The sequence below is a fragment of the Cellulosimicrobium sp. 72-3 genome, from assembly GCF_013127315.1.
Classification (GTDB): domain Bacteria; phylum Actinomycetota; class Actinomycetes; order Actinomycetales; family Cellulomonadaceae; genus Cellulosimicrobium; species Cellulosimicrobium funkei.
Map to the genome: position 1 here is coordinate 759,285 of NZ_CP053419.1, position 22,474 is coordinate 781,758.

The 22,474-nt window shown below is 76.0% G+C and carries 20 protein-coding genes; 13 read left to right on the forward strand and 7 right to left on the reverse strand.

The window, feature by feature from the left end; translation table 11 throughout:
• Nucleotides 1-6: 6 nt before the first annotated feature.
• Complete coding sequence (locus tag HKK73_RS03445; protein WP_021483279.1) at nucleotides 7-723, forward strand: hypothetical protein; 717 nt, start codon at nucleotides 7-9, stop codon at nucleotides 721-723.
• Between the two features lie 81 nt (nucleotides 724-804).
• Here the strand turns inward: HKK73_RS03445 and HKK73_RS03450 are convergent, their stop codons facing one another.
• The 3 genes from HKK73_RS03450 to HKK73_RS03460 form a co-directional block, all read right to left on the reverse strand.
• On the reverse strand, nucleotides 805-1,626 hold the full coding sequence (locus HKK73_RS03450) for a TrmH family RNA methyltransferase (protein WP_319946708.1): 822 nt from the start codon (nucleotides 1,624-1,626) through the stop codon (nucleotides 805-807).
• Nucleotides 1,627-1,628: 2 nt separating this feature from the next.
• A complete protein-coding gene (locus HKK73_RS03455) occupies nucleotides 1,629-3,101 on the reverse strand; it encodes an NAD-dependent malic enzyme (RefSeq protein WP_171467442.1) in 1,473 nt (490 codons plus the stop codon).
• 413 nt (nucleotides 3,102-3,514) lie between these two features.
• Entirely contained in the window at nucleotides 3,515-4,336 is an 822-nt protein-coding gene (locus HKK73_RS03460) for an HAD family phosphatase (protein ID WP_171467443.1), read from the reverse strand.
• Between the two features lie 141 nt (nucleotides 4,337-4,477).
• On the opposite strand from HKK73_RS03460, the gene ssd reads away from it, so the two are divergent.
• The 8 genes from ssd (at nucleotide 4,478) to HKK73_RS03500 (ending at nucleotide 10,206) form a co-directional block, all read left to right on the forward strand.
• Nucleotides 4,478-5,194, forward strand: coding sequence for a septum site-determining protein Ssd (gene ssd, locus HKK73_RS03465; RefSeq protein ID WP_086149155.1), 717 nt, complete (start codon nucleotides 4,478-4,480; stop codon nucleotides 5,192-5,194).
• Between the two features lie 140 nt (nucleotides 5,195-5,334).
• Nucleotides 5,335-6,594 carry a TadA family conjugal transfer-associated ATPase gene (locus tag HKK73_RS03470; protein ID WP_249355827.1) on the forward strand — a complete coding sequence of 420 codons (1,260 nt, stop codon included), beginning with the start codon at nucleotides 5,335-5,337 and terminating at the stop codon, nucleotides 6,592-6,594.
• A 67-nt stretch (nucleotides 6,595-6,661) separates the two neighbouring features.
• The gene (locus HKK73_RS03475) at nucleotides 6,662-7,312 is read left to right on the forward strand and encodes a hypothetical protein (protein WP_171467444.1); all 651 of its coding nucleotides are present in this window, start codon (nucleotides 6,662-6,664) and stop codon (nucleotides 7,310-7,312) included.
• Nucleotides 7,313-7,355: 43 nt separating this feature from the next.
• The gene (locus HKK73_RS03480) at nucleotides 7,356-7,955 is read left to right on the forward strand and encodes a type II secretion system F family protein (RefSeq protein ID WP_171467445.1); all 600 of its coding nucleotides are present in this window, start codon (nucleotides 7,356-7,358) and stop codon (nucleotides 7,953-7,955) included.
• A 92-nt stretch (nucleotides 7,956-8,047) separates the two neighbouring features.
• The gene (locus HKK73_RS03485) at nucleotides 8,048-8,851 is read left to right on the forward strand and encodes an aminoglycoside 3'-phosphotransferase (protein WP_171467446.1); all 804 of its coding nucleotides are present in this window, start codon (nucleotides 8,048-8,050) and stop codon (nucleotides 8,849-8,851) included.
• A 236-nt stretch (nucleotides 8,852-9,087) separates the two neighbouring features.
• A complete protein-coding gene (locus HKK73_RS03490) occupies nucleotides 9,088-9,294 on the forward strand; it encodes a DUF4244 domain-containing protein (protein ID WP_043655695.1) in 207 nt (68 codons plus the stop codon).
• Between the two features lie 4 nt (nucleotides 9,295-9,298).
• Nucleotides 9,299-9,688 carry a TadE family type IV pilus minor pilin gene (locus tag HKK73_RS03495; protein ID WP_043655698.1) on the forward strand — a complete coding sequence of 130 codons (390 nt, stop codon included), beginning with the start codon at nucleotides 9,299-9,301 and terminating at the stop codon, nucleotides 9,686-9,688.
• A gap of 149 nt (nucleotides 9,689-9,837) precedes the next feature.
• The gene (locus tag HKK73_RS03500; protein WP_137279700.1) at nucleotides 9,838-10,206 is read left to right on the forward strand and encodes an Rv3654c family TadE-like protein; all 369 of its coding nucleotides are present in this window, start codon (nucleotides 9,838-9,840) and stop codon (nucleotides 10,204-10,206) included.
• 134 nt (nucleotides 10,207-10,340) lie between these two features.
• On the opposite strand, the gene HKK73_RS03505 is transcribed toward HKK73_RS03500, so the two are convergent.
• Nucleotides 10,341-12,920: a DEAD/DEAH box helicase gene (locus HKK73_RS03505; protein ID WP_253705767.1), complete on the reverse strand. Its 2,580-nt coding sequence runs from the start codon at nucleotides 12,918-12,920 to the stop codon at nucleotides 10,341-10,343.
• A 103-nt stretch (nucleotides 12,921-13,023) separates the two neighbouring features.
• Here HKK73_RS03505 and HKK73_RS03510 point away from each other — a divergent pair, with 103 nt between their 5' ends.
• Nucleotides 13,024-13,671 carry a hypothetical protein gene (locus HKK73_RS03510; protein WP_144721553.1) on the forward strand — a complete coding sequence of 216 codons (648 nt, stop codon included), beginning with the start codon at nucleotides 13,024-13,026 and terminating at the stop codon, nucleotides 13,669-13,671.
• Between the two features lie 124 nt (nucleotides 13,672-13,795).
• On the opposite strand, the gene HKK73_RS03515 is transcribed toward HKK73_RS03510, so the two are convergent.
• Nucleotides 13,796-15,193, reverse strand: a complete 1,398-nt coding sequence (locus HKK73_RS03515; RefSeq protein WP_253705769.1) for a M18 family aminopeptidase — start codon at nucleotides 15,191-15,193, stop codon at nucleotides 13,796-13,798.
• 69 nt (nucleotides 15,194-15,262) lie between these two features.
• Here HKK73_RS03515 and HKK73_RS18885 point away from each other — a divergent pair, with 69 nt between their 5' ends.
• Together HKK73_RS18885 and HKK73_RS03525 are read left to right on the forward strand one after the other, a co-directional pair.
• Nucleotides 15,263-16,060: an alpha/beta fold hydrolase gene (locus HKK73_RS18885; RefSeq protein WP_216608046.1), complete on the forward strand. Its 798-nt coding sequence runs from the start codon at nucleotides 15,263-15,265 to the stop codon at nucleotides 16,058-16,060.
• A gap of 142 nt (nucleotides 16,061-16,202) precedes the next feature.
• Nucleotides 16,203-18,518, forward strand: coding sequence for a sodium-translocating pyrophosphatase (locus HKK73_RS03525; RefSeq protein WP_171467448.1), 2,316 nt, complete (start codon nucleotides 16,203-16,205; stop codon nucleotides 18,516-18,518).
• Between the two features lie 66 nt (nucleotides 18,519-18,584).
• On the opposite strand, the gene HKK73_RS03530 is transcribed toward HKK73_RS03525, so the two are convergent.
• Together HKK73_RS03530 and HKK73_RS03535 are read right to left on the reverse strand one after the other, a co-directional pair.
• Nucleotides 18,585-20,882: a glycoside hydrolase family 3 N-terminal domain-containing protein gene (locus HKK73_RS03530; RefSeq protein WP_253705770.1), complete on the reverse strand. Its 2,298-nt coding sequence runs from the start codon at nucleotides 20,880-20,882 to the stop codon at nucleotides 18,585-18,587.
• Nucleotides 20,883-21,002: 120 nt separating this feature from the next.
• A complete protein-coding gene (locus HKK73_RS03535; protein ID WP_137279695.1) occupies nucleotides 21,003-21,638 on the reverse strand; it encodes a TetR/AcrR family transcriptional regulator in 636 nt (211 codons plus the stop codon).
• A 95-nt stretch (nucleotides 21,639-21,733) separates the two neighbouring features.
• On the opposite strand from HKK73_RS03535, the gene HKK73_RS03540 reads away from it, so the two are divergent.
• Nucleotides 21,734-22,444: a DUF981 family protein gene (locus HKK73_RS03540; RefSeq protein WP_021482095.1), complete on the forward strand. Its 711-nt coding sequence runs from the start codon at nucleotides 21,734-21,736 to the stop codon at nucleotides 22,442-22,444.
• The last annotated feature ends 30 nt before the right edge of the window (nucleotides 22,445-22,474 follow it).

The window sequence follows — 22,474 nt, forward strand, 5'->3', positions numbered from 1 at the left end:
GAAGTCATGTCGCTCGTGAGAGACATCGTCAAGCAGTTCGACAACAGCGACGAGCTCGCGCAGACGCAGCGCGAGGTCGTGGAGTCGCTCGCCCGGCTCGGGGAGACCAAGGCCGAGCTGTTCGAGGCGAAGATCCAGGAGTCGCTCCGCGGGGCGGGAGGCACGAACTCGACCGTGCCCATCACGTCCATCCTCGCGTCCAAGAAGGAGGTGCACGCCTTCACGTCCACGTCGACGGAGCACCTCGCCGACACCGTGAAGTCGTCGCTCAAGTCGTTCGTCTCGGGGACGGCGGACAGCATCATCGACGGGGTGGGCGGCCTCATCTCCGAGGCCCTCACCGTGTTCCTCGGCGGCGCGTCGGCGTCGACGGGCACGATGGAGGAGTACTACGTCGTGACCGAGGGCCTGTCCATCGTCCGGGTGGACCTCAAGGCGTGGTACCTCAACGTCTCGGCCCGCGGCATCTACGAGAAGATGGAGCGCATCAGCGCGTTCGTCGCGGTCAAGTCCACGGTGGACCTGACGAAGATCGACTTCAACACGTTCCTGTACCTCTACCAGAACCAGCTGACCGCGGCTCACCTCGACAAGAACCAGGTCAAGCAGGCGCTCCAGGAGGCGAAGGAGATCTACCAGGAGTTCAACGGGGCCGGCCTGCGCACGCAGGCGGTGCACCACATCACCCGCGCTCCGGGCAGCACGGCGCCGCGCTCGTCCTGACGCGGGGACGACGGCGGGTGCGGCGCCCCTCGGACGCCGCACCCGCCGTCGGGCGTGCGCCGACCGCCGCCGTGCGTGCCGTCAGCGTGCCCGGCGCTGGCGCACGGCCTCGTACAGCACGACCGTCGTCGCGCTCGCGGCGTTGAGCGAGCTCGCCGAGCCGAGCATGGGGATGCTCACCATGACGTCGCACGCCTCGCGCCAGCCCGCGCTGAGACCGGTGGTCTCGTTGCCCGTGACGACGAGCGTCGGGCCGGTGAGGTCGTGGTCGGCGAGCTCGACGTCGCCGTGCTCGTCGGTCCCGAGCAGGGTCAGCGGGACCCCGGAGGAGCGCTGCGCGGCGACCCAGTCGAGGACGTCGCGCCCCGCGGGGACGCGGACCGTCGGGACGGAGAAGATCGAGCCGGTGCTCGCGCGCACGGCGCGCGGGTCGTACGGGTCGGCCGCGTGCCCGGCGACGACGAGCCCGCCCCCGCCGAACGCGTCGAGCGACCGCGCGACCGTCCCCACGTTGCCCGGGCTCGTGGGCCGGTCCAGCACGACGCCGAGGAAGTCGGCGCCCACCGTGCCGCCGCCGATCCGGCCGAGGTCGTCGGGCGGCGTCGCGACGACGGCGAGGAGCTCGGGCGTCTCGTCCTCCTTGCCGCCGAGCTCGCGCAGGAGCGCGGACGACACGGCGAACCGCTGCGCGCGGACCCGGTCGAGCATCGCGTGGGCCCACGACGACAGCGACCGGTCGGCGTCGACGAGCCACGTCCGCACGGTCCACCCGGACTCGACGGCGAGCGTGATGGGCCGGACCCCCTGGACGACCATCTCGCCCGCCCGGTGCCGCTTCGTGCGGTTGGTGAGCAGGGCCTCCCACTGCTGGAACGCCGCGTTGCGGGTCGTGACGCGCTGCACGCTCAGGCCTCCGAGGCGGTGGTCGGGGCGGACGTCGTGGTCGCGACGCGCGGGAGGCCGCCGGTCAGCGCGGGCGGCTCGGCGACGCCGTCCTCGCGCGCGGCGCGCTCGACCGCCGCGGCGACGAGCGTCGTCACCTCGGGGTTGAACACGCTCGGGATGATGTAGGTCGGGTTGAGCTGGTCCTCGTGGATCGCGGACGCGAGCGCGCGGGCGGCGGCGAGCAGCATCGCGTCGGTGATCCGGTGCGACCGCGCGTCGAGCAGCCCGCGGAACACGCCCGGGAACGCGAGCACGTTGTTGATCTGGTTCGCGAAGTCGGAGCGCCCGGTGCCGACGATGGCCGCGTGCTCCGCCGCCTCGACCGGGTCGACCTCGGGCCGCGGGTTCGCCATCGCGAACACGATGGCGTCGGGGGCCATGCGCGCGACGTCGTCGCCCGTGAGGACGTCCGGCGCGGAGACGCCGATGAACACGTCCGCGTCGACGACGGCCTCGCGCAGCGTGCCGGTGACGCGCCGCGGGTTCGTGTTGACCGCGGTCCACGCGAGGGACGGGGACAGGCCCGGGCGGCCCGGGTGCACGACGCCCTCGATGTCCGCGACGACGACGTCGTGCGCGCCCGCCGCGAGGAGCAGCTTGAGCACCGCGGTCCCGGCCGCGCCCGCGCCCGAGAGGACGATGCGCACGTCGGGCAGCTGCTTGCCCACGACCTTGAGCGCGTTGGTCAGCGCGGCGAGCGCCACGATGGCGGTGCCGTGCTGGTCGTCGTGGAACACGGGGATGTCGAGCTCGGCCCGCAGCCGCGCCTCGATCTCGAAGCACCGGGGGGCCGCGATGTCCTCGAGGTTGATGCCCGCGAACACGGGCGCGATCGCCTTCACCGTCCGCACGATCTCGTCGACGTCGGTCGTGTCGAGCGCGATGGGGAACGCGTCGATGTCCGCGAACCGCTTGAACAGGGCGGCCTTGCCCTCCATGACGGGCAGCGACGCGAGGGGGCCGATGTCGCCCAGCCCGAGCACGGCCGACCCGTCGGTGACCACCGCGATGGTGTTGCGCTTGATCGTCAGGCGGCGGGCGTCGTCGGGCTTGGCGGCGATGGCCTCGCACACGCGCGCGACGCCGGGCGTGTAGATCATCGACAGGTCGTCGCGGTTGCGGATCGGCACCTTGGACTCGATCTTCAGCTTGCCGCCCAGGTGCAGCAGGAACGTGCGGTCGGAGACGCGGTCCACGACGACGCCCGGGAGCGCGCGCAGCGCCTCGACGATCTGCCCGGCGTGCTCCTCGCCGCGCGTCGCGACCGTGACGTCGACCGTGATGCGCTCGTGGCCCGACGCCGTCACGTCCAGGGCGGTGACGATGCCCCCGGTGTGCTCGATCGCCGTCGTCAGCTCGCTCACGGCGGTGGGGCGGGCCTCGACCTGGAGGCGGGCGGTGATGGAGGAGGAGACACTCGGCGCTGACGTCATGGGCCCCAGTATCGCCCGGCCGGCGGGCCACGACGCGGGAACGGGGCGCGTGAGCCCTGACACGACGACGGCGCCCTCGCGGACGCCGTGGTCGCCAGCGGCGGCGGTGAACAGGCGCGCTCGCTCCAAGTCGCTGCAACGGGTCGGGGCCGTCGTGGCCTGGTCCGCCCCGGTCAGCGCGTCCTTCGGTGGACTGCCCTGCGCGTGGGTACCGCCGCGGTGCTGTTGTCCCTCCATCACAGCCCGCCGGGGCGGCGAGCGCAAGCGCTCCGGGGGTTCTTCCACACCGTGTTCTACCGGGGTTCGAACACGCCGGTGCGGTTGGTCCGGGAGGTCCGGATCGGGCCCTTCGGCGGGCGTCCGCGGGGGCCGGACGCGCGGGTCAGCCGCGCGGGCGGCGACGCTGGAGAGGGTCAGCCGCGCGAGCGGCGGCGCCAGGCCCGCCACCCGAGCCACCCGACGACGCCGAGCCCGACGAGGCCCGCGGTGGCGAGCACCGGCGTCGGCGCGGCGAGCTGCGAGCGCAGGGCGACGGGCCGCGAGAACGTCAGCGCGCCCCACCCGTGCTCGGCGGCGAGACGACGCAGCGTCCGGTCGGGGTTGACGACGAACGCGTGGCCGACGGAGCTCAGCATCGGCGCGTCGGTCACGGAGTCCGAGTACGCGTAGCTCGCCGCGAGGTCGTAGCCCTCGCGCTCCGCGAGCTCGCGCAGGGCCACGGCCTTGTTCTCGCCGTACGCGTAGAAGTCGATCGCGCCGGTGTAGCGCCCGCCCTCGACGGCCATCCGGGACGAGATGGCGTGGTCGGCGCCGAGCACCGCGGCGATGGGCTCCACCACCTCGCTGCCCGAGGCGGAGACGATGACGACGTCGTGCCCGTGCTCGTGGTGCGACTCGATGAACTCGACCGCCTCCGCGTACACGACCGGGTCGATGTGCTCGTGGAGCGTCTCCTCGACGATGCGGGAGACGGTCGCGACGTCCCAGCCGGTCACGAGGTTCGACAGGTGCGCGCGCATGCGCTCCGTCTGGTCCGCGTCGGCCCCGCCCACCATGAACAGGAAGTGCGCGTACGCGCTGCGCAGCACGTCGCCGCGGTTGATGAGCCCGCCCGCGAAGAACGGCCGCGAGAACGCCGCGGCCGACGACGTCGCGATGATCGTCTTGTCCAGGTCGAAGAACGCGGCGACCCGGCCGGCGCGCGGCGGGTCCGTCGGGTCCGGGAGCGGGGTCACGGTCGCGAGCCTAGCGGCGGAACGTGGCCGTCCCCAGGAGCGCTCGCCGACCGGCCCGTCCCCAGGGCGGGTGACGGGCCGACGGCGGCCCGCGCCCAGGGGCCACGGTGGTCCCCGGTCGACGGAGGGCGGGGGAGCGCGATGGACGGAGCGGTCGTGGCGGTGGTCGGTGCGCGCGGCGGGGCGGGGGCGAGCGTCGTCGCCGCGTCGTTGGCCCGGGCGGTCGCGCGGCGGCGCGCGCCGACGTGCCTGGTCGACCTCTCCCTCCTGGGCGGGGGCCTCGACGTCCTGCTCGGCGTCGAGCAGGACCCGGGCGTGCGCTGGCCGGACCTCGCCGACGCGCGGGGCCGGATCGACGGCGACGACCTCCTCGCGCGCCTGCCCCGCTGGGGCACCGTGCCGGTCGTCAGCACCGAGCGCGGCGGGGGCCCGGAGCAGGCGGCGCTCGCCGACGTCGTCGCCGCGCTCGCCGAGGCCACGGCGGCGAGGTCCGGGGTGCTCGTGCTCGACGCCGACCGCGCGGCCCTCGGGGCGGGCGCGGCCGGGGCGTCGCTGCTCGAGGCGTGCGACGAGGTGCTCCTCGTGACCCCGCTCGACGTCGCCGGGGTCGCGGGCGCCGCCGCGGTGCGCGATCGTCTGCCGGGCCGGGCCGCCCTCGTCGTGCGCGGCCCAGCGCCCGGTCGGCTCTCGCCGCCCGAGGTGGCCGCCGCCGTCGGGCTGGACGTCGCCGCCACCGCCGGGTGGGACCGCGCGCTCGCCGGGGCGGTCGAGCGGGGGCACGGGCCGTGCGTCGGGCGCGGGCCGGTCGTCCGGGCCGGTCGCGAGCTCGCGGCGCGCTACCTCGGGCCCGCCCGGTGAGCGCGCGGGAGGCGCGTGCGCCGCGCGGCGGGCGTGGTCGGGACGGAGGTGTCGCGGACGGGGCGCAGCGCCGCGGGGAGGAGCCGCCGCGTGCCGAGCGCGGCCGGGTCGCCCTGCTCGACGGGGTCCGGGACCGCCTCGTGCGGTCGAGCGACGACCCAGGCGGCGCCACCGAGGTGCTCGGCGACGCGGCCGTCGCGGACGCGCTGCGGGCGTCGGGCCGGGTGCTCGGCACGACCGCGCTGCGCGAGCTGACCCGGACGGCCCACGCGGAGATCTTCGGGGCCGGGCCGCTCCAGCGGTACCTCGACGAGCCCGGCGTGACGGACGTGCTCGTCAACGGGCCCGACGACGTGTGGGTCGACCGCGGCGCCGGCCTCGAACGGGTCGAGGTCGCGCTCGGCGGCCCCGAGGCCGTGCGGGCGCTCGCGGTGCGCCTCGCCGCGGCGGGCGGGCAGCGGCTCGACGACGCGTCGCCCGTCGTCGACGCCCGCCTCCCGGACGGGACGCGCCTGCACGCCGTCGTCGCGCCCGTGTGCGCGACGGGGGCCGTCGTCTCGCTGCGCGTCCTGCGGACCCGGACGTTCCGGCTCGACGACCTCGTCGCGGGCGGCACCGTCCCGCACGCGTGGGAGCCGGTGCTGCGCGGCCTCGTCGCGCGGCGCGCGAACGTCCTCGTCTCCGGCGGCACCGGCACCGGCAAGACGACGCTCCTCGCCGCCCTCCTCGCGCTCGTCCCGCCCGACGAGCGGGTCGTCTGCGTCGAGGAGGCGCGCGAGCTCGACCCGGACCACCCCCACGTCGTCCCGCTCACGGCGAGGCGTCCCAACGTCGAGGGCGCGGGCGGCGTGGACCTCGCCGACCTCGTGCGCGCCGCGCTACGCATGCGGCCCGACCGCATCGTGCTGGGCGAGTGCCGTGGGCCGGAGGTCCGCGAGGTGCTCATGGCGCTCAACACCGGCCACGACGGCGGCCTCGCGACGATCCACGCCAACGACGTCGAGGTGGTCCCCGCCCGGCTGGAGGCGCTCGCGGCGCTCGCGGGGATGGACCGGGCCGCCGTCGCCGCGCAGGCCGCGGGCGGGCTCGACGTCGTGCTGCACCTGCGCCGCGTCCGCACGGCGGGCACGACCCGGCGCGTCCTCGCGCAGCTCGGCGTCGTGCGGCAGGACGAGCGCGGCGCCCTGCGCGTGGACGTCGCGGGGTCGTGGGACGGGACCGTCGTGCCGCCGGGCGGTGGGTCACCGGGCGGTGGCTCGCTGGGCGGCGGGTCGACGGCAGGCGGGTCGCCGGGCGCCGGGTCGCCGCGCGGCGGTTCGACGGGAGACGGGTCGCCGGGCGCGGCGGGGCCGGTCGCGGGACCGGCGTGGGACGAGCTCGTGGGGCGGTGGTCCGCATGACGCGACGACGTGCCGGGAGCCTCCGCGCCGGTGCGGCCCGGACGGTGCGCGGCAGGGGAGCGCGCCCATGACGGTCCTGGTGGGTCTCCTCGTCGGTGCCGCGGTCTGGTGCGCCACGGCCCGGGGCGGGCGGTCGGCGCGCCGGGTCGTCGGTCGGTCGGCGTCGCGGTCCGTGCGGTGGTCGGTCCTGCGCCGCCCGGCCCGACCCCAGGCGGTGCCCGAGCTCGTGCGCGTCGTCGTGACGCAGGTCGGGGCGCTCCTGCGGTCCGGAGCCGCGCCGGGCGTCGCGTGGGGTCGTGCAGTCGGGGTCCGGGTCGACGGCGGGGGCGTCCCGCGGGTCGCGGATCTCGCACCGCACGTCGGCGGCCCGGCGACGGCGCGTGCCCTCGTCGCGGCGTGCCGGCTGGCCGCGGAGCTCGGTGCGCCGCTCGCGACCGTGCTCGACGAGGTCGCCGTGTCCGTGGCCGCGGACGCCGAGGCGCGGGCCGAGCGGGAGGCGGCGCTCGCCGGACCGCGCGCGACCGCCCGCGTGCTGCTCTGGCTCCCGGTCGTCGGGGTCCTGCTCGGCTACGTGCTGGGCGCCGACCCGCTCGCCACCGCGACCGACGGCGGCCTCGGGACGGCGGGCGTGCTCCTCGGGGTCCTGCTGCTCGTCGCGGGCCGCACGTGGTCCGCGCGGCTCGTCGAGCGGGCGCGCACCGCGGGGGACGACCGGTGACCGCGCGGCGCGCGGAGCGGCCCGCCCGGGAAAGAGAGCGCCGGTGACCCTCGTCCTCGTGGCGCTCTGCGTCCTGGTGGGCGCGGCGCCGTGGTGGTCCGCGCGCACCGAGGCCGGACGGCGCGCCGTCGCCGTCGGGCGGGCAGCGCCCGAGCCCGACGATCCCGCCGACGGCCCGGGCGGCCGACGGCGCCGGGGCGACGACCGCGAACCCGGCATCGAGACCGGGGTGCTCCTCGAGCTGCTCGCGGCCGCCGTCGGGTCGGGCGCGGCGATCCCGCGAGCGCTCGACGTCGTCGGGTCGTGCGTCGGGGGCCGCGACGGTGCGGGGCTGCGCGCCGCCGGCGCGGCGCTCCTCCTCGGGGCGTCGTGGGACGGGGCCTGGGCGGGTGCACCGCCGAGGCTCGGGGTCGTGCAGCGCGCGCTGCGGCCCGCGTGGCTGCACGGCGCTGCTCCGGCGTCGTCGCTGCGGGCGGCGGCCGGGGCGTCGCGCCAGGACCGGACCGGAGCGGCCAAGGCTGCCGCGGCACGGCTCGCCGTGCACCTCGTGCTCCCGCTGGGCGCGTGCTTCCTGCCCGCGTTCGTGCTCGTCGGGTTGCTGCCGGTCCTCGTCTCCCTCGGGGCGGGTCTGCTCCCCGGATAGGCGTCGGAGGTCTGGAGGCAGAGGCGGGCTTCGGTGTTGTTTTCGGGCCGGGGCCGGGGCCGGGGTCGGTGTCGGGTCGCTACGGTGGCCGCATGGACCCGTCCCCTGTCTCCGATGTGCCTGCTGCGCTCCGGGACGACGCCTGGCGGGACGTCGGGAGCGGCGAGTCCTCGGCCCGCGTGCTCGTCAGCGCGGACGGCGCACGGCACGCCAAGGTCGTGGGCCCGGACCAGGCGGCCGACCTGGCGGACGAGCGGGACCGCGCGCTCTGGGCGGCTGAGCGCGGGATCGTCGTCCCCGAGGTGCTGGCGTGGGAGGACACGGGGGAGCAGGCCGTCCTCGTGACGCGCACGGTGCCGGGCGTGCCCGCCGACACGGTCCGCCCCGACCAGGTCGACCGCGCCTGGACGAGCGTCCTCGCGGCGGCGCGGGCCCTCCACGACCTCGCCGTGGCCGACTGCCCGTTCGACCGGAGCCTCGACGCCATGGTCGCCCTCGCCCGCGACGTGGTCGACGGCGGCCGCGTGCACCCGGAGTTCCTGCGGCCGGAGCAGGAGTCCCGGGATCCCGCAGACCTCCTCGCCGACCTCATCGCCGAGCTGCCGTGGCGGCGGGAGCAGCAGGCGGCCGACCTCGTGGTCTGCCACGGCGACCTGTGCCTGCCCAACGTCCTGCTCGACCCCGAGACGCTGGAGCTCCGCGGGTTCGTCGACGTCGGGCGGCTCGGGGTCGCCGACCGGCACGCCGACCTCTCCCTCCTCCTGGCGAACGCCCAGGACACCTGGCCGGAGCACGCGCGTGCCCTGGAGGAGTCGCTCGCGCCGCGCTACGGGTCCCCGGTCGACCCGGGCAGGCTCCGCTTCCACCTCGAGCTCGACCCGCTCACCTGGGGCTGACCGCGCCCCGGTTGGGTGGGGCTGGTCTCTCGACCCGTCGACCGGGTGCTGATCGCGCGACGGAGTGCTGGTGGCTCGACCCGTCGACGCGAGCGGAGCGCGCACTGCCGTGCACAGGTCGTCGTCTTGAGGGCCCCGTCCACCGACGCCCCGCGGTGGGGTGCGGCAGGGGTGCAGGTCCCGGCAGGGTCTCCCCGACCGCCCGCACGACGCGGGCCACACGAGGGGAGCCGGAGATGACACGACAGCCGCGACGCGCGTTCGCGCGCCTGACGGGGACGAGCACGGGGCAGGACGGCGAGGCGGGTCTCGCGACGGCTGAGTACGCCATCGCGACGGTCGCGGCGGCAGGCTTCGCCGGGCTGCTCATCGTCGTGCTGAAGAGCGGCGAGGTGCGCGAGATGCTGCTCGGCATCGTGCGCAGCGCGCTCTCGCTGGGCTGAGCCCGTGCGACGGGACGCCGGGGCGGAGAGCCGCCGGCCGAGGGGTCGGGTCCGTGAGGGCGGCGAGCGAGGTGCGGTCACGGCCGAGCTCGCGGTCGCCCTGCCCGCGGTCGTCCTGGTGCTCGTCGTGGTCCTCACCCTCGCCGCGGCGGCGGGCGCCCAGATGCGCTCCGCCGACGCGGCGAGGGCCGCCGCCCGGGCGGTGGCCATCGGTGAGGACGACGCGACCGTGCGCGCGACCGCGCTCCGGGTCGCCGGAGCCGGCGCGACGGTCGGCGTGCTGCGCGGCGACCCGTGGGTCGAGGTGCGCGTCACGACGCCCGTCGTGGGCGGGTGGCTCGCCGGGTCGCCGTTGCGCGCGAGCGGCGCGGCCGTCGCGTGGGCGGAGCCGTGACCGCGGCGCGGCCTCCGCGGGGACGGCGCACCGAGACCGAGACCGAGACCGGGTCCGGGACCAGGTCTGGCGCCGAGACTCGGGCCGGAAGCGGGATCGAGACCGCGATCGGGACCGAGACCGACGGCCGGCCAGGTGCGAGGCCGGGGGTGGCCGTCCACCTCGACGTCGAGCACGGAGCAGGCACGGTGCTCGTGCTCGGGGTCGTCGCGGCGGTCCTCGTCCTGGCGCTCGCGCTCGCCGGGCTCGCGCAGGCGCAGGCGGCGCGTGGCACCGCGCAGACCGGAGCTGACCTCGCGGCGCTCGCGGCGGCGACGGCAGTCCGCGACGGGTGGGAACCCTGCGGCCGGGCGCGCGAGGCCGCTGCGCGCAACCGGGCCGTGGTCGTCGCGTGCACGGAGCAGGGCGCCGGGGTCGTCCGGGTGGATGCCGAGTCGAGCGCCGGCGTGACGTTCCTCGGCGTCACGTTCGGCCGCGCGACCGCCGCCGCCCGCGCCGGCCCGGCGAGCGCGCGATGAGCGACCGCCACCGGCAGGGGCAGCGGTCCGTCGGGCGGCGCGAGCGTTGTGACCGGCGGGCGCGATCCTTTGTGGGACGGGTGCCGTCAACGACCGGACGGTACTCGTCCTCGACCCTGTGGACGTGCCGTGCCCTATCGCGGGAGACCTGCGGTCCGCTCCGCGGCATCGGCATCGGCATCGGCATCGGCCTCGGCCTCGGCCTCGGTCGCGGCGGCCGGGGCGTGCGCCAGCACGGCGTCGAGCAGCCGGACGGCGGCGGCCTTCTCGAGCGGGGCGTTGTACGACCCGCACTTGGGCGACTGCACGCACGCCGGGCAGCCGTCGTGGCACGGGCAGCGGGCGATGGCGTCGCGCGTCGCGCGGAGCCAGGTCGCGCCGAGCTCGAACCCGCGCTCGGCGAAGCCGGCCCCGCCGGGGTAGGCGTCGTGGACGAACACCGTGGCCTCGCCGGTGTCGGCGTGCAGCGCGGTCGACACCCCGCCGAGGTCCCAGCGGTCGCACGTCGCGAGGAGGGGAAGCAGACCGATCGACGCGTGCTCGGCGGCGTGCAGCGCGCCGGGCAGCTCGTCGGCGTCGACGCCCGCCTCCTCGATCACGGAGGCGGGGACGGTCCACCAGACGGCCATCGTCGGCAGCGTGCGCTCGGGAAGGTCGAGGGTCTCCGTGCCGAGGACCTGCATGTCGAGGAGGCGGCGGCGTTGGAAGCTCACCACCTGGGAGCACACGTCGACCGGGCCGTAGCCCCAGCCGACCGGGCCCCAGCTGCGCTCGACGACCTCGCGGCCCGTCGCGACGTCCCCATCGGTGGGCTCGTCGACGATCGTGATGGACGTGGTCGACCGGGACCACGTGCCGTGGTCGACGTCCTGCCGACGCACGAGCGCGACGTGGTCCGCGAGGTCGAGGTGCTCGACCACGTAGGTGCGGCCCTGGTGGACGTACACGGCGCCGTCGTGCACGGAGCCGTCCGCGGAGGCGGCGTCGACGGTCCCGAGCAGCCGGCCGGTGCGCGCCTCGGCGACCCGGACGGGCGCGCCGCCGGAGCCGCGCAGGTCGGTCATGCCCGACGCGGGCTGCGCGTGCGTCCAGTACCAGCCGGAGGCCCGGCGCCGCAGGGCGCCGCGCGCGACGAGCACGTCGAGCAGGCCGCGCACGACGTCGGGCGTGCCGAACGCGGCGAGGTCCTCGGACCGCAGGGGCACCTCCGCCGCCGCGGCGCACAGGTGCGGCGCGAGGACGTAGGGGTTCGCGGGGTCGAACACGGTCGCCTCGAGCGGTACGTCGAACACCGCCTCGGGGTGGTGCACGAGGAACGTGTCGAGCGGGTCCTCGCGTGCCACGAACGCGACGAGGCCGTCGGCGCCCGCCCTCCCGGCGCGGCCCGCCTGCTGCCACACCGACATGCGGGTGCCGGGCCAGCCGGCGATGAGGACGGCGTCGAGCCCCGAGATGTCGACGCCCAGCTCGAGCGCGTTGGTCGTCGCGAGGCCGAGCACGTCGCCGGTGCGCACCGCGTCCTCGAGCTCGCGCCGCTCCTCGGGCAGGTAGCCGCCGCGGTAGGCGGCGACGCGGCGCACGAGCCGGGGGTCGACGACGCGCACGCTGTCCTGCGTCTGGACCGCGACGGACTCCGCGCCGCGGCGCGAGCGCGTGAACGCGAGCGTGCGGGCGCCCGCGATGACGAGGTCGGCGAGCAGGTCGGCCGTCTCGGCGGTGGCGCTGCGGCGGGGGTGCTCCGGCCCCTCGGCGGGCGTCGCGACCGCCGGGTCGTCGTCGTGGCCCTCGGCGGGACCGTCGTCCGCGGACGCCTCGAAGCCCACCACGACGGGCGGCTCCCACAGGGCGAACGTCTTGCGCCCCGCGGGGGAGGTGTCGCGCGCGACGGTCACGACGTCGTCGGGCTCGACCCCGACGAGCCGGGCCGCGCTCGTGGCCGGGTCGGCGGTCGTCGCCGACGCGACGACGAACGTCGGAGGCGGGTCGCCCTCCCGCGCGTAGTGCGCGGCGAGCCGCCGCAGGCGCCGCAGGACGAGGGAGACGTGCGCGCCGAACACCCCGCGGTAGGCGTGCCCCTCGTCCACGACGACGTACCGCAGGTCCCTCAGCAGCCGCGTCCAGCCGCGGTGGTGCGGCAGGAGCGCGAAGTGCAGGAAGTCCGGGTTCGTGAGGACGACGTCGGCGTGCTCCCGCACCCACCGGCGCTCGTCCTGCGCGGTGTCGCCGTCGCACGTCGCGACCCGCACGTCGCGCGTCCCGGCGGCGTCGAGGAGCCGCTGGAGGCCGGAGAGCTGGTCGGCCGCGAGCGCCTTCGTGGGCGAGAGGTAGAGCACGGCACCACGGCGCGCGACCGACTCGATGCGACCGGGGTCGAGCACGCGCGCCGCGGCGTCGGCGCGCACGGCCGTGAGCGCCGGGAGCCAGAACGCGAGCGACTTGCCGGAGCCCGTGGAGGTCGCGAGCGCGACGTGCCGGCCCGACCACGCGGCGTCGGCGGCCTCCACCTGGTGCTCCCAGGGTCGCTCCACGCCGAGCGCGCGGTACCCGGCGACGAGCGACGCGTCGGCCCATGCGGGCCACTCGCCCTGCGTGCCGGGGCGTGCGGGGAGCTCGCGCACGTGCCGCAGCCGCTCGTCGCGCCGCCCGCCCGCGCGCAGCACGTCGAGCAGCGTCGCGCTCGTCGGTCGCGGGGAGGTGGTGGGGGCGTGCAGCACGTCTCCGAGTCTCCCACCTCCGGCCCACGGTCCGGCCGAGGGCCGCCGTGCTCGGGACCTCCGGCCCTCGCGCGGGGCGTGGCGCACGGCCGACGATCGACGCATGGCAGCGTGGCGTGGGGTCCGGGTCGTGACGACGACGGCGCTCGCCGTCGGGGCGCTCCTGCTCACCCGGCGCATGACCCAGACGTGGGGCACCTGGGAGGGCGAGCACGAGTGCGTGCTCCCGGGCGACGACCTCGTGCCCGACGCGCGGGCCGTCGTCGCGACGCGGGCCGTGACGGTCGACGCGCCGCCGGTCGCCGTCTGGCCGTGGCTCGTCCAGCTCGGTCATGGCCGCGGCGGCTTCTACTCCTACGACGCGCTCGAGAACCTCGTCGGCCTGGGCATCCGCAGCGCGGACGCGATCGAGGAGCGCTGGCAGGGCCTGGCCGTGGGCGACGACGTCCACCTGGCCGACGAGGCCGTCCTGCGGGTCGCGGCGCTCGAGCCCGGTTCGCACCTCGTGCTGCTCGGTGCGCCGGGGCCCGGGCAGCCGGACACGATGCCGTTCCGGTTCTCGTGGGCGTTCGTCGTGCGGCCGCTCCCGCCGGGGCCGGACGGCACGCTCCGGTCACGTCTGCTCGTCCGCGAGCGGTACCTGCCGCTGGGCGGGGCGGGCCGCGCGATCGTCGAGGCCGTGCAGCCGGTGAGCTTCCTCATGACGCAGAAGATGCTGCGCGGCGTCCGCGCCCGCGCGGAACGCCCCTGACTGGTCCCGACCAGGCCATCGCGGCTGCCCGACCAGGCGGTCGTGGTCCGTCCGGTGTCCGGGACGGGCCACGACCGCCTGCTCGGCCGGTGAAGGGGGTGGGGGTGGGGGTGGGGGTGGGGGCTCAGCCTTGGAAGATCTTGAGCACCGCGCGGGACAGGTACCAGGGGTCCACGACGGCGGTGAGCTCGCGCGCGGAGTGCATCGAGAGGATGGGGACGCCGACGTCGACCGTGCGGATGCCGAGTCGGGTCGCGGTGAGCGGCCCGATGGTCGAGCCGCACGGCACGGTGTTCTTCGACACGAACTCCTGGCTCGGCACCCCGGCCCGGGCGCAGGCGCGCGCCCACGCCGCCGCACCGTGCGCGTCGGTCGTGTAGCGCTGGTTCGCGTTGATCTTGAGGATCGGTCCGCCGCCCGCGAGGGGGCGGTTGGCGGGGTCGTGCCGCTCGGGGTAGTTCGGGTGGACGGAGTGGCCGACGTCGCTCGACACGCACAGCGACGCCGCGAGCTGGCGGTGCCGCTCCTCGGCCGTCGCGCCGAGGCCGGCCGCGACCCGGTCGAGCACGTCGGCGAGGAACGGGCCCGACGCGCCGGAGCGCGACTCCGACCCGATCTCCTCGTGGTCGAACGCGGCGAGCACGGGGATCGTGGCGCCCTCGACGGGCCGGTCGGGCGTGCCCGCGACCTCGAGCAGCGCGACGAGGCCGGCGTGCACCGACAGCAGGTTGTCGAGCCGCCCGGACGCGAGGAACGCGTCGTGCGCGCCGAACACGCGGGGTGCCTGGGTGTCGGCGACCACGACGTCGTACCCCGCGACCTCGCTCGCCCGCACGCCTGCGTGGTGCGCGAGCTGGGCGAGCACGTCCCCGCCGCTCGTCCCGTGCGGCGCGCCCGCGACGTCGGACCCGGCCGGACCCGACGCCGACGCGAGCCCCCACACGGGCTGCGTGTGCTGCTGCTTGTCGAGCGTGAGCCCGTCGTTCGCGGCGCGGTCGAGGTGGATCGCGAGCTGCGGGATGCGCAGGAGGGGACCGGTGCGCACGAGGTGCTCCTCGCCGTCGGCGGTGACGAGCCGGCCGGCGAGCTCGAGCTCGCGGTCGAGCCACGAGTTGAGCAGCGGGCCGCCGTAGACCTCCACGCCCGCCTGCCACCAGCCCTCGCGGCCGACGCTCGGGCGCGGCTTGAGCTTGAAGCCGGGGGAGTCTGTGTGGGCGCCGAGGATCGCGAACGGCGTCGTCGCGGTCGCGCCCGCGGGCACGGCCCAGGCGATGACCGCGCCGTCGCGCACGACGACGTACCGTCCGCCCGCGGGCCCGCCGCCCTCGCCGTCGGTCGCCGACGGCCACGCCGCGGTCTCGTCCAGGCGCTCGAAGCCGACGGCCTCGAGCCGGCGCGCGACCTCGTGGGCGGCGTGGTACGACGACGGGGACGCCTCGACGAACGTCGCGAGGTCGTGCGCGTGCGCGAGGGCGCGGTCGTGCGGGGTCGGGTCGGTCACGGGGGTGCTGGGCGTCGACACAGGCTCCACCCTACGCACGCCCAGGAGCGCTCCGTAGGGTGGTCGCGCACCGCGAGAGAGGGAGTCCGCATGACCTGGGTCGTCCTGCCGGGCCTGGCGCTCACCCCTGAGGACTTCGCCCCGCTCGCGCGCGCCCTCGGGACCGCGTCCGCTCCCGGAGCCCCGGCCCGCACCGACGACGTCCGGGTCCTCGACGCGTGGCGCGTGCCCGTGACGGGACCGGTCGACGTGGTGCGCGCGGGCCTCGGCGTCGACGGGTCGGAGCCCGTGGACCTCGTCGGGCACTCCGTGGGCGGGCTCACGGCGATCGAGTGGGCGCTGCTGCACCCGGGCGAGGTCCGGCGGCTCGTGCTCCTCGACCCGACGAGCCCGTGGGAGGTCCATCTCCCGGCCCTGCACACGGGTACCGTCGCGGCCCGGGCGGGCACGGCGGTGGCGGGCGCCCTCGCGGCGGGCCTCGCCGTGACCGGGCCGGCGCTGCGCCGCGCGGGCGTGCGCGTGGTCACGCGTGCGCCGGACCGTCTCCCGCACGACCTCGCGCGCGCCCGCTACGGGTCGCGCGACGCGTGGACCCTGCTCGCCCACCAGTGGTTCGCGAGCTGGGAGCAGGCGCCGCGCGTGCGCGCCCTGCTCGACGACGGCCACCGCCTGCCCGCGGGCGCCGAGCCGCTGCTCGTCACCGGGCTGCGCGCGAGCGCCCGGTTCCTGCGCGCGCAGCGCGAGCTGTCGGACCGGCTCGCGGTCCCGCGCGTCGGGCTCGCGGGGGAGGGTCACCTCTACCCGCTCACCCGGCCCGACGCCGTCGCGCGCCTCGCCACGGACCTCGCCCCGGACGCCGGCGGAGCGACCGCGCGACCGCCGGGCTGACAGGGCCCGGGGCGCCGTCACCGGGTGCGCTCGTGACGTCCTGCACGAGTGGTCGTGACGTACGACACACGTGCGTAGACTCACCCCCATCGCTCCGGCAGGGGACCGGCGCGACGGTCGCGCGGTTCGTCAAGGAGGACGGATGCTCACGCTCGGTACGGAAAGTCTCACCATCGTCGCGGTCATCGCGGCGATCGCCCTCGTGGCCCTCGCCTTCGCGGTCGTGCTGCGCAGACAGGTCCTCGCCGCGGACGAGGGCACGGCGAAGATGCAGGACATCGCCCAGGCCGTGCAGGAGGGCGCCGGCGCGTACCTGAGCCGCCAGTTCCGCACGCTCGCGCTGTTCGCGGCGATCGTCTTCGGCCTCCTGTTCCTGCTGCCGGGCGACGGCGGCATCCGCGTGGGGCGCTCGGTCGCGTTCCTCGTGGGCGCCGGGTTCTCGGCCGCGATCGGCTACCTCGGGATGTGGCTCGCGGTGCGCGCGAACGTGCGCGTCGCGTCGGCCGCGACCCGGCCGGGCGGGCGCTCGGAGGGCGCGCGCATCGCGTTCCGGACGGGCGGCGTCGTCGGCATGTCGGTCGTCGGCCTCGGCCTGCTCGGCGCCGCGGGCGTCGTGCTCGTCTACAAGGGCGACGCCCCGGCGGTGCTCGAGGGCTTCGGGTTCGGCGCGGCGCTGCTCGCGATGTTCATGCGCGTCGGCGGCGGCATCTTCACCAAGGCGGCGGACGTCGGTGCGGACCTCGTCGGCAAGGTCGAGCAGGGCATCCCCGAGGACGACCCGCGCAACGCCGCGACCATCGCGGACAACGTGGGCGACAACGTCGGCGACTGCGCGGGCATGGCGGCCGACCTGTTCGAGTCGTACGCGGTGACGCTCGTCGCGGCGCTCATCCTCGGCAAGGCGGCGATGGGCGAGGAGGGCCTCGTGTTCCCGCTCGTCGTGACGGCCCTGGGCGCGCTCGTCGCGGTGCTCGGCGTGTTCATCACGCGCGTGCGCGGCCAGGAGAACGGCCTCAAGGCCATCTACCGCGGGTTCTACCTCTCGGCGCTCATCGGCGCGGTGCTCGCCGCCGTCGCCGCGTTCGTCTACCTGCCGTCGTCGTTCGCCGCGCTCGACGGCACGGCCGACCTCGGCGACCTGTCCGGGATCGCGGCCGACCCGCGCGTCGTCGCGAGCCTCGCCGTCGTCATCGGGATCGTCCTCGCGGGCATCATCCTGTGGATCACGGGCTACTTCACCGGCACGACGTCGAAGCCCACCCTGCACGTGGCGGCCACCTCGCGCACGGGCGCGGCGACGGTCGTGCTGTCGGGCATCGGGGTCGGGTTCGAGTCGGCCGTGTACACAGCGGGCGTGATCGCCGCGGCGATCTGCGGTCTGTTCCTCCTCGCGGGCGGGTCGGTGTGGCTCGCGCTGTTCCTCGTCGCCCTCGCCGGGTGCGGCCTGCTGACGACGGTCGGCGTCATCGTCGCGATGGACACGTTCGGCCCCGTCTCGGACAACGCCCAGGGCATCTACGAGATGTCGGTCGGCGAGTCGGGCGACGGCGATGAGGAGGCTGCGCAGATCCTCACGGACCTCGACGCGGTGGGCAACACGACGAAGGCGATCACCAAGGGCATCGCGATCACGACGGCCGTCCTCGCGGCGACCGCCCTGTTCGGGTCGTACGCCGACGCCGTGAGCCACGCGCTCGCGGACGTGCAGGGCGTCGGCAGCGGTCTCGTCACGGCGATGCTCGACTACCAGATCATCTCGCCGATCACGCTCGTGGGCGTGATCCTCGGTGCTGCGACCGTGTTCCTCTTCTCGGGTCTCGCGATCGACGCGGTGACCCGGGCCGCGGGCGCGATCGTGTTCGAGGTGCGTCGCCAGTTCCGCGAGCACCCCGGGATCATGACGTTCCAGGAGCGCCCCGAGTACGGCCGGGTCGTCGACATCTGCACGCGCGACTCGCTGCGCGAGCTCGCGACCCCCGGCCTGCTCGCCGCGTTCGCGCCCATCGCCGTCGGGTTCGGCCTGGGCGTCGGGCCGCTGGCCGGCTTCCTCGCGGGCGCGATCGGCGCGGGCGTGCTCATGGCCGTGTTCCTCGCCAACTCGGGCGGCGCGTGGGACAACGCGAAGAAGATCGTCGAGGACGGCGCGTACGGGGGCAAGGGCTCGGAGGCGCACGCCGCGACCGTCATCGGCGACACGGTCGGCGACCCGTTCAAGGACACCGCCGGCCCGGCGATCAACCCGCTCATCAAGGTGATGAACCTCGTGTCGGTGCTCATCGCGCCCGCGGTCGTGCTCATGAGCGTGCCCGAGGACGCGAACCACGTCCTGCGCATCGCGATCGCGGTCGTCGCGGCCGCCATCGCGTTCGGCGCGGTGATCATGTCGCGGCTGCGTGCGGCGCGCGTCGACCGCGAGGAGTCCGCCGTCGAGCGGGAGCGCGTCGCGACGGGCGCCTGACGCCCGGCCACCGCAGACGACGGAGGGCGCCCGGGTCGACCCGGGCGCCCTCCGTCGTGCGCGGGACTAGCCCGCGACGGTGAACGACGCGCGCAGGAGCACGTCCTCGCGCGACGACGGCCCGACGCGCAGCTCGAACTCGCCCGGCTCGACGACGCGGCGCCCGCGCGCGTCGACGAGCGTGCAGTCCGCCACGGGCACCTCGAGGCCGACGGTCGCCGACTCGCCCGGCGCGAGGTCCACCTTGCGGTAGGCCTTGAGCTCCTTCTCGGCCCACGTCACCGACGTGACGGTGTCGCTCACGTAGACCTGGACGGTCTCGCGCACCGGGCGCGACCCGGTGTTCGTCAGCGTGACCTCGGCGCGCACGACGTCGTCGGGCCCGTGCTCCGTGCCGAGCACGCGCAGGTCGGCGTACTCGACGGTCGTGTAGCTCAGGCCCTCGCCGAACGCGAACGCGGGGCTCTGCGTGAGGTCGGCGTAGCGGACGCCGTGCTGGCCGCGGACCACGTTGTAGTAGGTCGGCTGCTGGCCCGCGTGGCGCGCGAACGAGATCGGGAGCCGGCCCTCGGGCTCGATCAGCCCGAGCACGAGCTCGGCGACGGCCTGGCCGCCGCGCATCCCGGGGTTGGCCGCCCAGACGACCGCCGCCGCCGCGTGCGCCGACGGCGGCAGGACGAGCGGCTTCGACGCGACGACGACCACGACCACGGGGGTGCCGGTGGCGACGAGGGCGTCGAGCAGCGCGACCTGGCCGCCGACGAGCTCGAGCGTCGCGGTCGAGCGGCCCTCGCCCACGAGCTCGATGCGGTCGCCCACCACGGCGACGGCGAGGTCGGCGTCGCGCGCGGCGGCGACGGCCTCGGCGATCAGCGCGTCGTCGGGCGCGGCCGGGACGACGACCTGCGGCCGCGGCTGACCGTCGGGGAACAGCTCGCCCTCCGGGTCGGGCGCGAGCGTGAGGATGTCGGCGCCGCGCGCGTGGGTCACGGCCCAGCCCTCCGGGGCGAGCGCGCGAAAGCCGTCGAGCACGGTCGTCGTCATCTCGCGCGGGTGGCCGTCGGGCAGCCAGTCGGCCTGCCCCGACGCGCCCGCCCAGTCGCCGAGCTGCGTGTGGTCGTCGTCCGCGTTCGGGCCGACGACGGCGATCGTCCGGGCGGGCGCCCCGGCCGGGGCGAGGGCCCGGCCGTCGGGCGTGCCGGCGGCACGGTCGAGCCCGCCCGCGAACGGGAGGGTGCCGTCGTTGGTGAGGAGCACGAGGGAGCGGCGCGCGACCTCGAGGTTCACCGTGGAGTGCTCGGCCGACGCGATGACCGCCTGCTGGCGCGCGACGTCGGGCCGCCGCGGGTCCTCGAACAGGCCGAGGCGGAACTTGAGCGTGAGGATGCGCCGGACGGCGGCGTCGATCGCCGCCTCGTCGACGAGGCCGCGGTCCACCGCCTCGAGCGCGCCCTCGAAGAAGCGCGGCGTCGTCATGACCATGTCGTTGCCGGCGCGCACGGCCGCGGCGGACGCGTGCACGTAGTCGGGCTGGATGTGCTGCTCCCAGACCATGCGGCCCACGTTGTCCCAGTCCGTGACGAGCGTGCCGGTGTAGCCCCACTCGCCGCGCAGGACGTCGTCGAGCAGCCAGCCGTTCACGGTGACGGGCACGCCGTCCATGGACTGGTAGCCGAGCATGAACGTGGCGCAGCCCTCGCGCGCGACCCGCTCGAACGGGGGCAGGAACCAGGACCGGAGCTTGCGCTGCGAGATGTCGGCCTCGCTCGCGTCGCGGCCGCCCTGCGTCTCGGAGTAGCCCGCGAAGTGCTTCGCCGTGGCAAGGATGCCCGTCGGGTCGGACAGCCCGTCGCCCTGGTAGCCGCGGACCATCGCGGACGCGAGCTCGCCGATGAGGAACGGGTCCTCGCCGAACGTCTCGTCGACGCGGCCCCAGCGCAGGTCGCGCGCGATGCAGAGCACGGGGGAGAAGGTCCAGTGGACGCCGGTCGCGGCGACCTCGACCGCGGTCGCGCGCGCGACCTGCTCCACGAGCGCGGGGTCCCACGTCGCGGCCATGCCGAGCTGCGTGGGGAAGATCGTCGCGCCGACCCAGAACGAGTGGCCGTGGATGCAGTCCTCGGCGAGCAGCAGGGGGATGCGCAGCCGCGTCCGCCCGGTGAGCTCGTGCGCGGCGAGGACGTTCTCCGGCGAGGTGTGCAGCAGCGAGCCCGCGTGCTTCTCGAGCACCGCGGGGCCGACGCCGTCGCGCGCGTCGAGCTGGAGCATCTGGCCGACCTTCTCGGGCAGCGTCATGCGGGCGAGGAGGTCCTCGACGCGGTCGGCCACGGGCACGGCGGGGTCGAGGTAGGGCAGGGTGCTCACGGACGGTCCTTCCACGGCGGCGGCGACGGCGCCCGGCGGCGCCGCGGGTGCGGGCACGGCGTCGGCGGACCGGGCGCCGCCACCCTACCGGAAACCAAGTAACTGGTCAGTAAGTTTGACTCAGCGCCAGTGGTCGAGGAAGCGGGCGACGGTCCGCGTCGCGTGGTCGAGCACGTGACCGTCCTCCGCGGCGGCACCCGAGAGCAGCGCCGCGTCCACGACGTGCGCGACGAGGTCGGTGTCCGTCACGCGCCCGTGGCCCGACGCGTCGAGCACCGTCCGCGCAGCCGCCAGCAGGCGCGGGCGCGACGCCCGCATGATCGGCCGCAACGCGGGGTCCCGCATGGCCGTGAGCATGGGGTCGAGGCGCACGTCGACCACCGAGTCGTCCACGTGCGGGGCGTACAGCGTCTCGATGAGCTCGCGCGCCGTCGCGGTGCTCGAGCGGCGCCGGTGGGCGAGGGCGTCGGCGTGCTCCTGCGCGGCCGTCGCGCGCACGTCCTCCGCGGCCTCGACGGCGGCGGCGACGAGCGAGGCGCTCGTCGGGAAGTAGTACGACGCCGACCCCTGCGGCACGCCCGCGGCGCGGGCGACCTGCCGGTGGGTCACGGCGGCGAAGCCCTGGTCGATGAGCAGGTGCGCGGCGGCGTCGACCATCGCACGCTGTCGCTCCGCGCTGCGCCCCTGCACCGTGGTGCGTGCGCCCCGCGCGCCGCTCGTCGCCGACCGGTCCCGGGCACCCGCAGCGTCGTCCACGCGGCCATCGTAGTGAGGAATAAACTATACGCGCGTATGGTTATCGCCCTCGGACCGCGAGCGCGGCCCGTGGAACGAACGAGGAGTGGAGAAGGATGGTCGCCGCCGAGGGGCTCGTCATCGACTGGGCGCAGATGCCCACCTACAACACCGTGATGTCCGTCGCCGTCGGCGCCGGGCTGATCCTGCTGGTCATGCTCGGCCGTGAGCTGCTGCGGGCGCCCGGGAAGATCGTCGTGGAGGGCTGGTCGCTCGCGTTCGGCGTGCTGGGCACGATCCTCACGGCGACCGGGCTGCACATGACGCTCACGTGGCCGCTCGCCGCGGGCGGCTTCCCGTTCGACAACATCATCTTCGGCGAGACGAGCCTCGCGTTCGGCGTGCTGCTCCTCGCCGCCGCGTTCTACCTCTGGACCCGCGGCCGCGCCGCGCTCGAGCGGGCCGACGCCACCGAGCACCTGCAGGCCGTCGCGCGCCCCGTCTCGGTGTTCGTGCTCGGCATGGGCCTCGGCCTCGTCGCCATCGCGATCGCCGGCGTGACGTACCAGCTCTTCGCCGCGCCGCCGGAGGAGCCGATCTCCGGCGCGTTCGCCGCCTACCCGCTCGTCGAGGCGATCTTCATGTCCGGGCTCATCGCGCTCGTGGGCGTCGGCGCGATCCTCTTCCCGTTCGCGGTCCGCTCCGGGCGGCGCGTCGTGCGCGTCGTCATCGGGTGGGCCTGGGGCCTGTCCGGCGTCGCGTTCCTGCTGTTCGGCGCGATGAACTTCTTCACCCACATCGGTCTCATCGTCAACACGATGGGCTGACGCCGCGGCGACCCCGAGGACCCCGCCGGC

What these genes read in the sequence shown, in the direction of transcription:
- HKK73_RS03445 (WP_021483279.1), top strand. Translation starts at nt 7, where the DNA reads ATGTCGCTCGTGAGAGACATCGTCAAGCAGTTCGACAACAGCGACGAG.
- HKK73_RS03455 (WP_171467442.1), bottom strand. Translation starts at nt 3,101, where the DNA reads ATGACGTCAGCGCCGAGTGTCTCCTCCTCCATCACCGCCCGCCTCCAG.
- ssd (WP_086149155.1), top strand. Translation starts at nt 4,478, where the DNA reads ATGGACGGAGCGGTCGTGGCGGTGGTCGGTGCGCGCGGCGGGGCGGGG.
- HKK73_RS03475 (WP_171467444.1), top strand. Translation starts at nt 6,662, where the DNA reads ATGACGGTCCTGGTGGGTCTCCTCGTCGGTGCCGCGGTCTGGTGCGCC.
- HKK73_RS03485 (WP_171467446.1), top strand. Translation starts at nt 8,048, where the DNA reads ATGGACCCGTCCCCTGTCTCCGATGTGCCTGCTGCGCTCCGGGACGAC.
- HKK73_RS03490 (WP_043655695.1), top strand. Translation starts at nt 9,088, where the DNA reads ATGACACGACAGCCGCGACGCGCGTTCGCGCGCCTGACGGGGACGAGC.
- HKK73_RS03510 (WP_144721553.1), top strand. Translation starts at nt 13,024, where the DNA reads ATGGCAGCGTGGCGTGGGGTCCGGGTCGTGACGACGACGGCGCTCGCC.
- HKK73_RS18885 (WP_216608046.1), top strand. Translation starts at nt 15,263, where the DNA reads ATGACCTGGGTCGTCCTGCCGGGCCTGGCGCTCACCCCTGAGGACTTC.
- HKK73_RS03525 (WP_171467448.1), top strand. Translation starts at nt 16,203, where the DNA reads ATGCTCACGCTCGGTACGGAAAGTCTCACCATCGTCGCGGTCATCGCG.
- HKK73_RS03540 (WP_021482095.1), top strand. Translation starts at nt 21,734, where the DNA reads ATGGTCGCCGCCGAGGGGCTCGTCATCGACTGGGCGCAGATGCCCACC.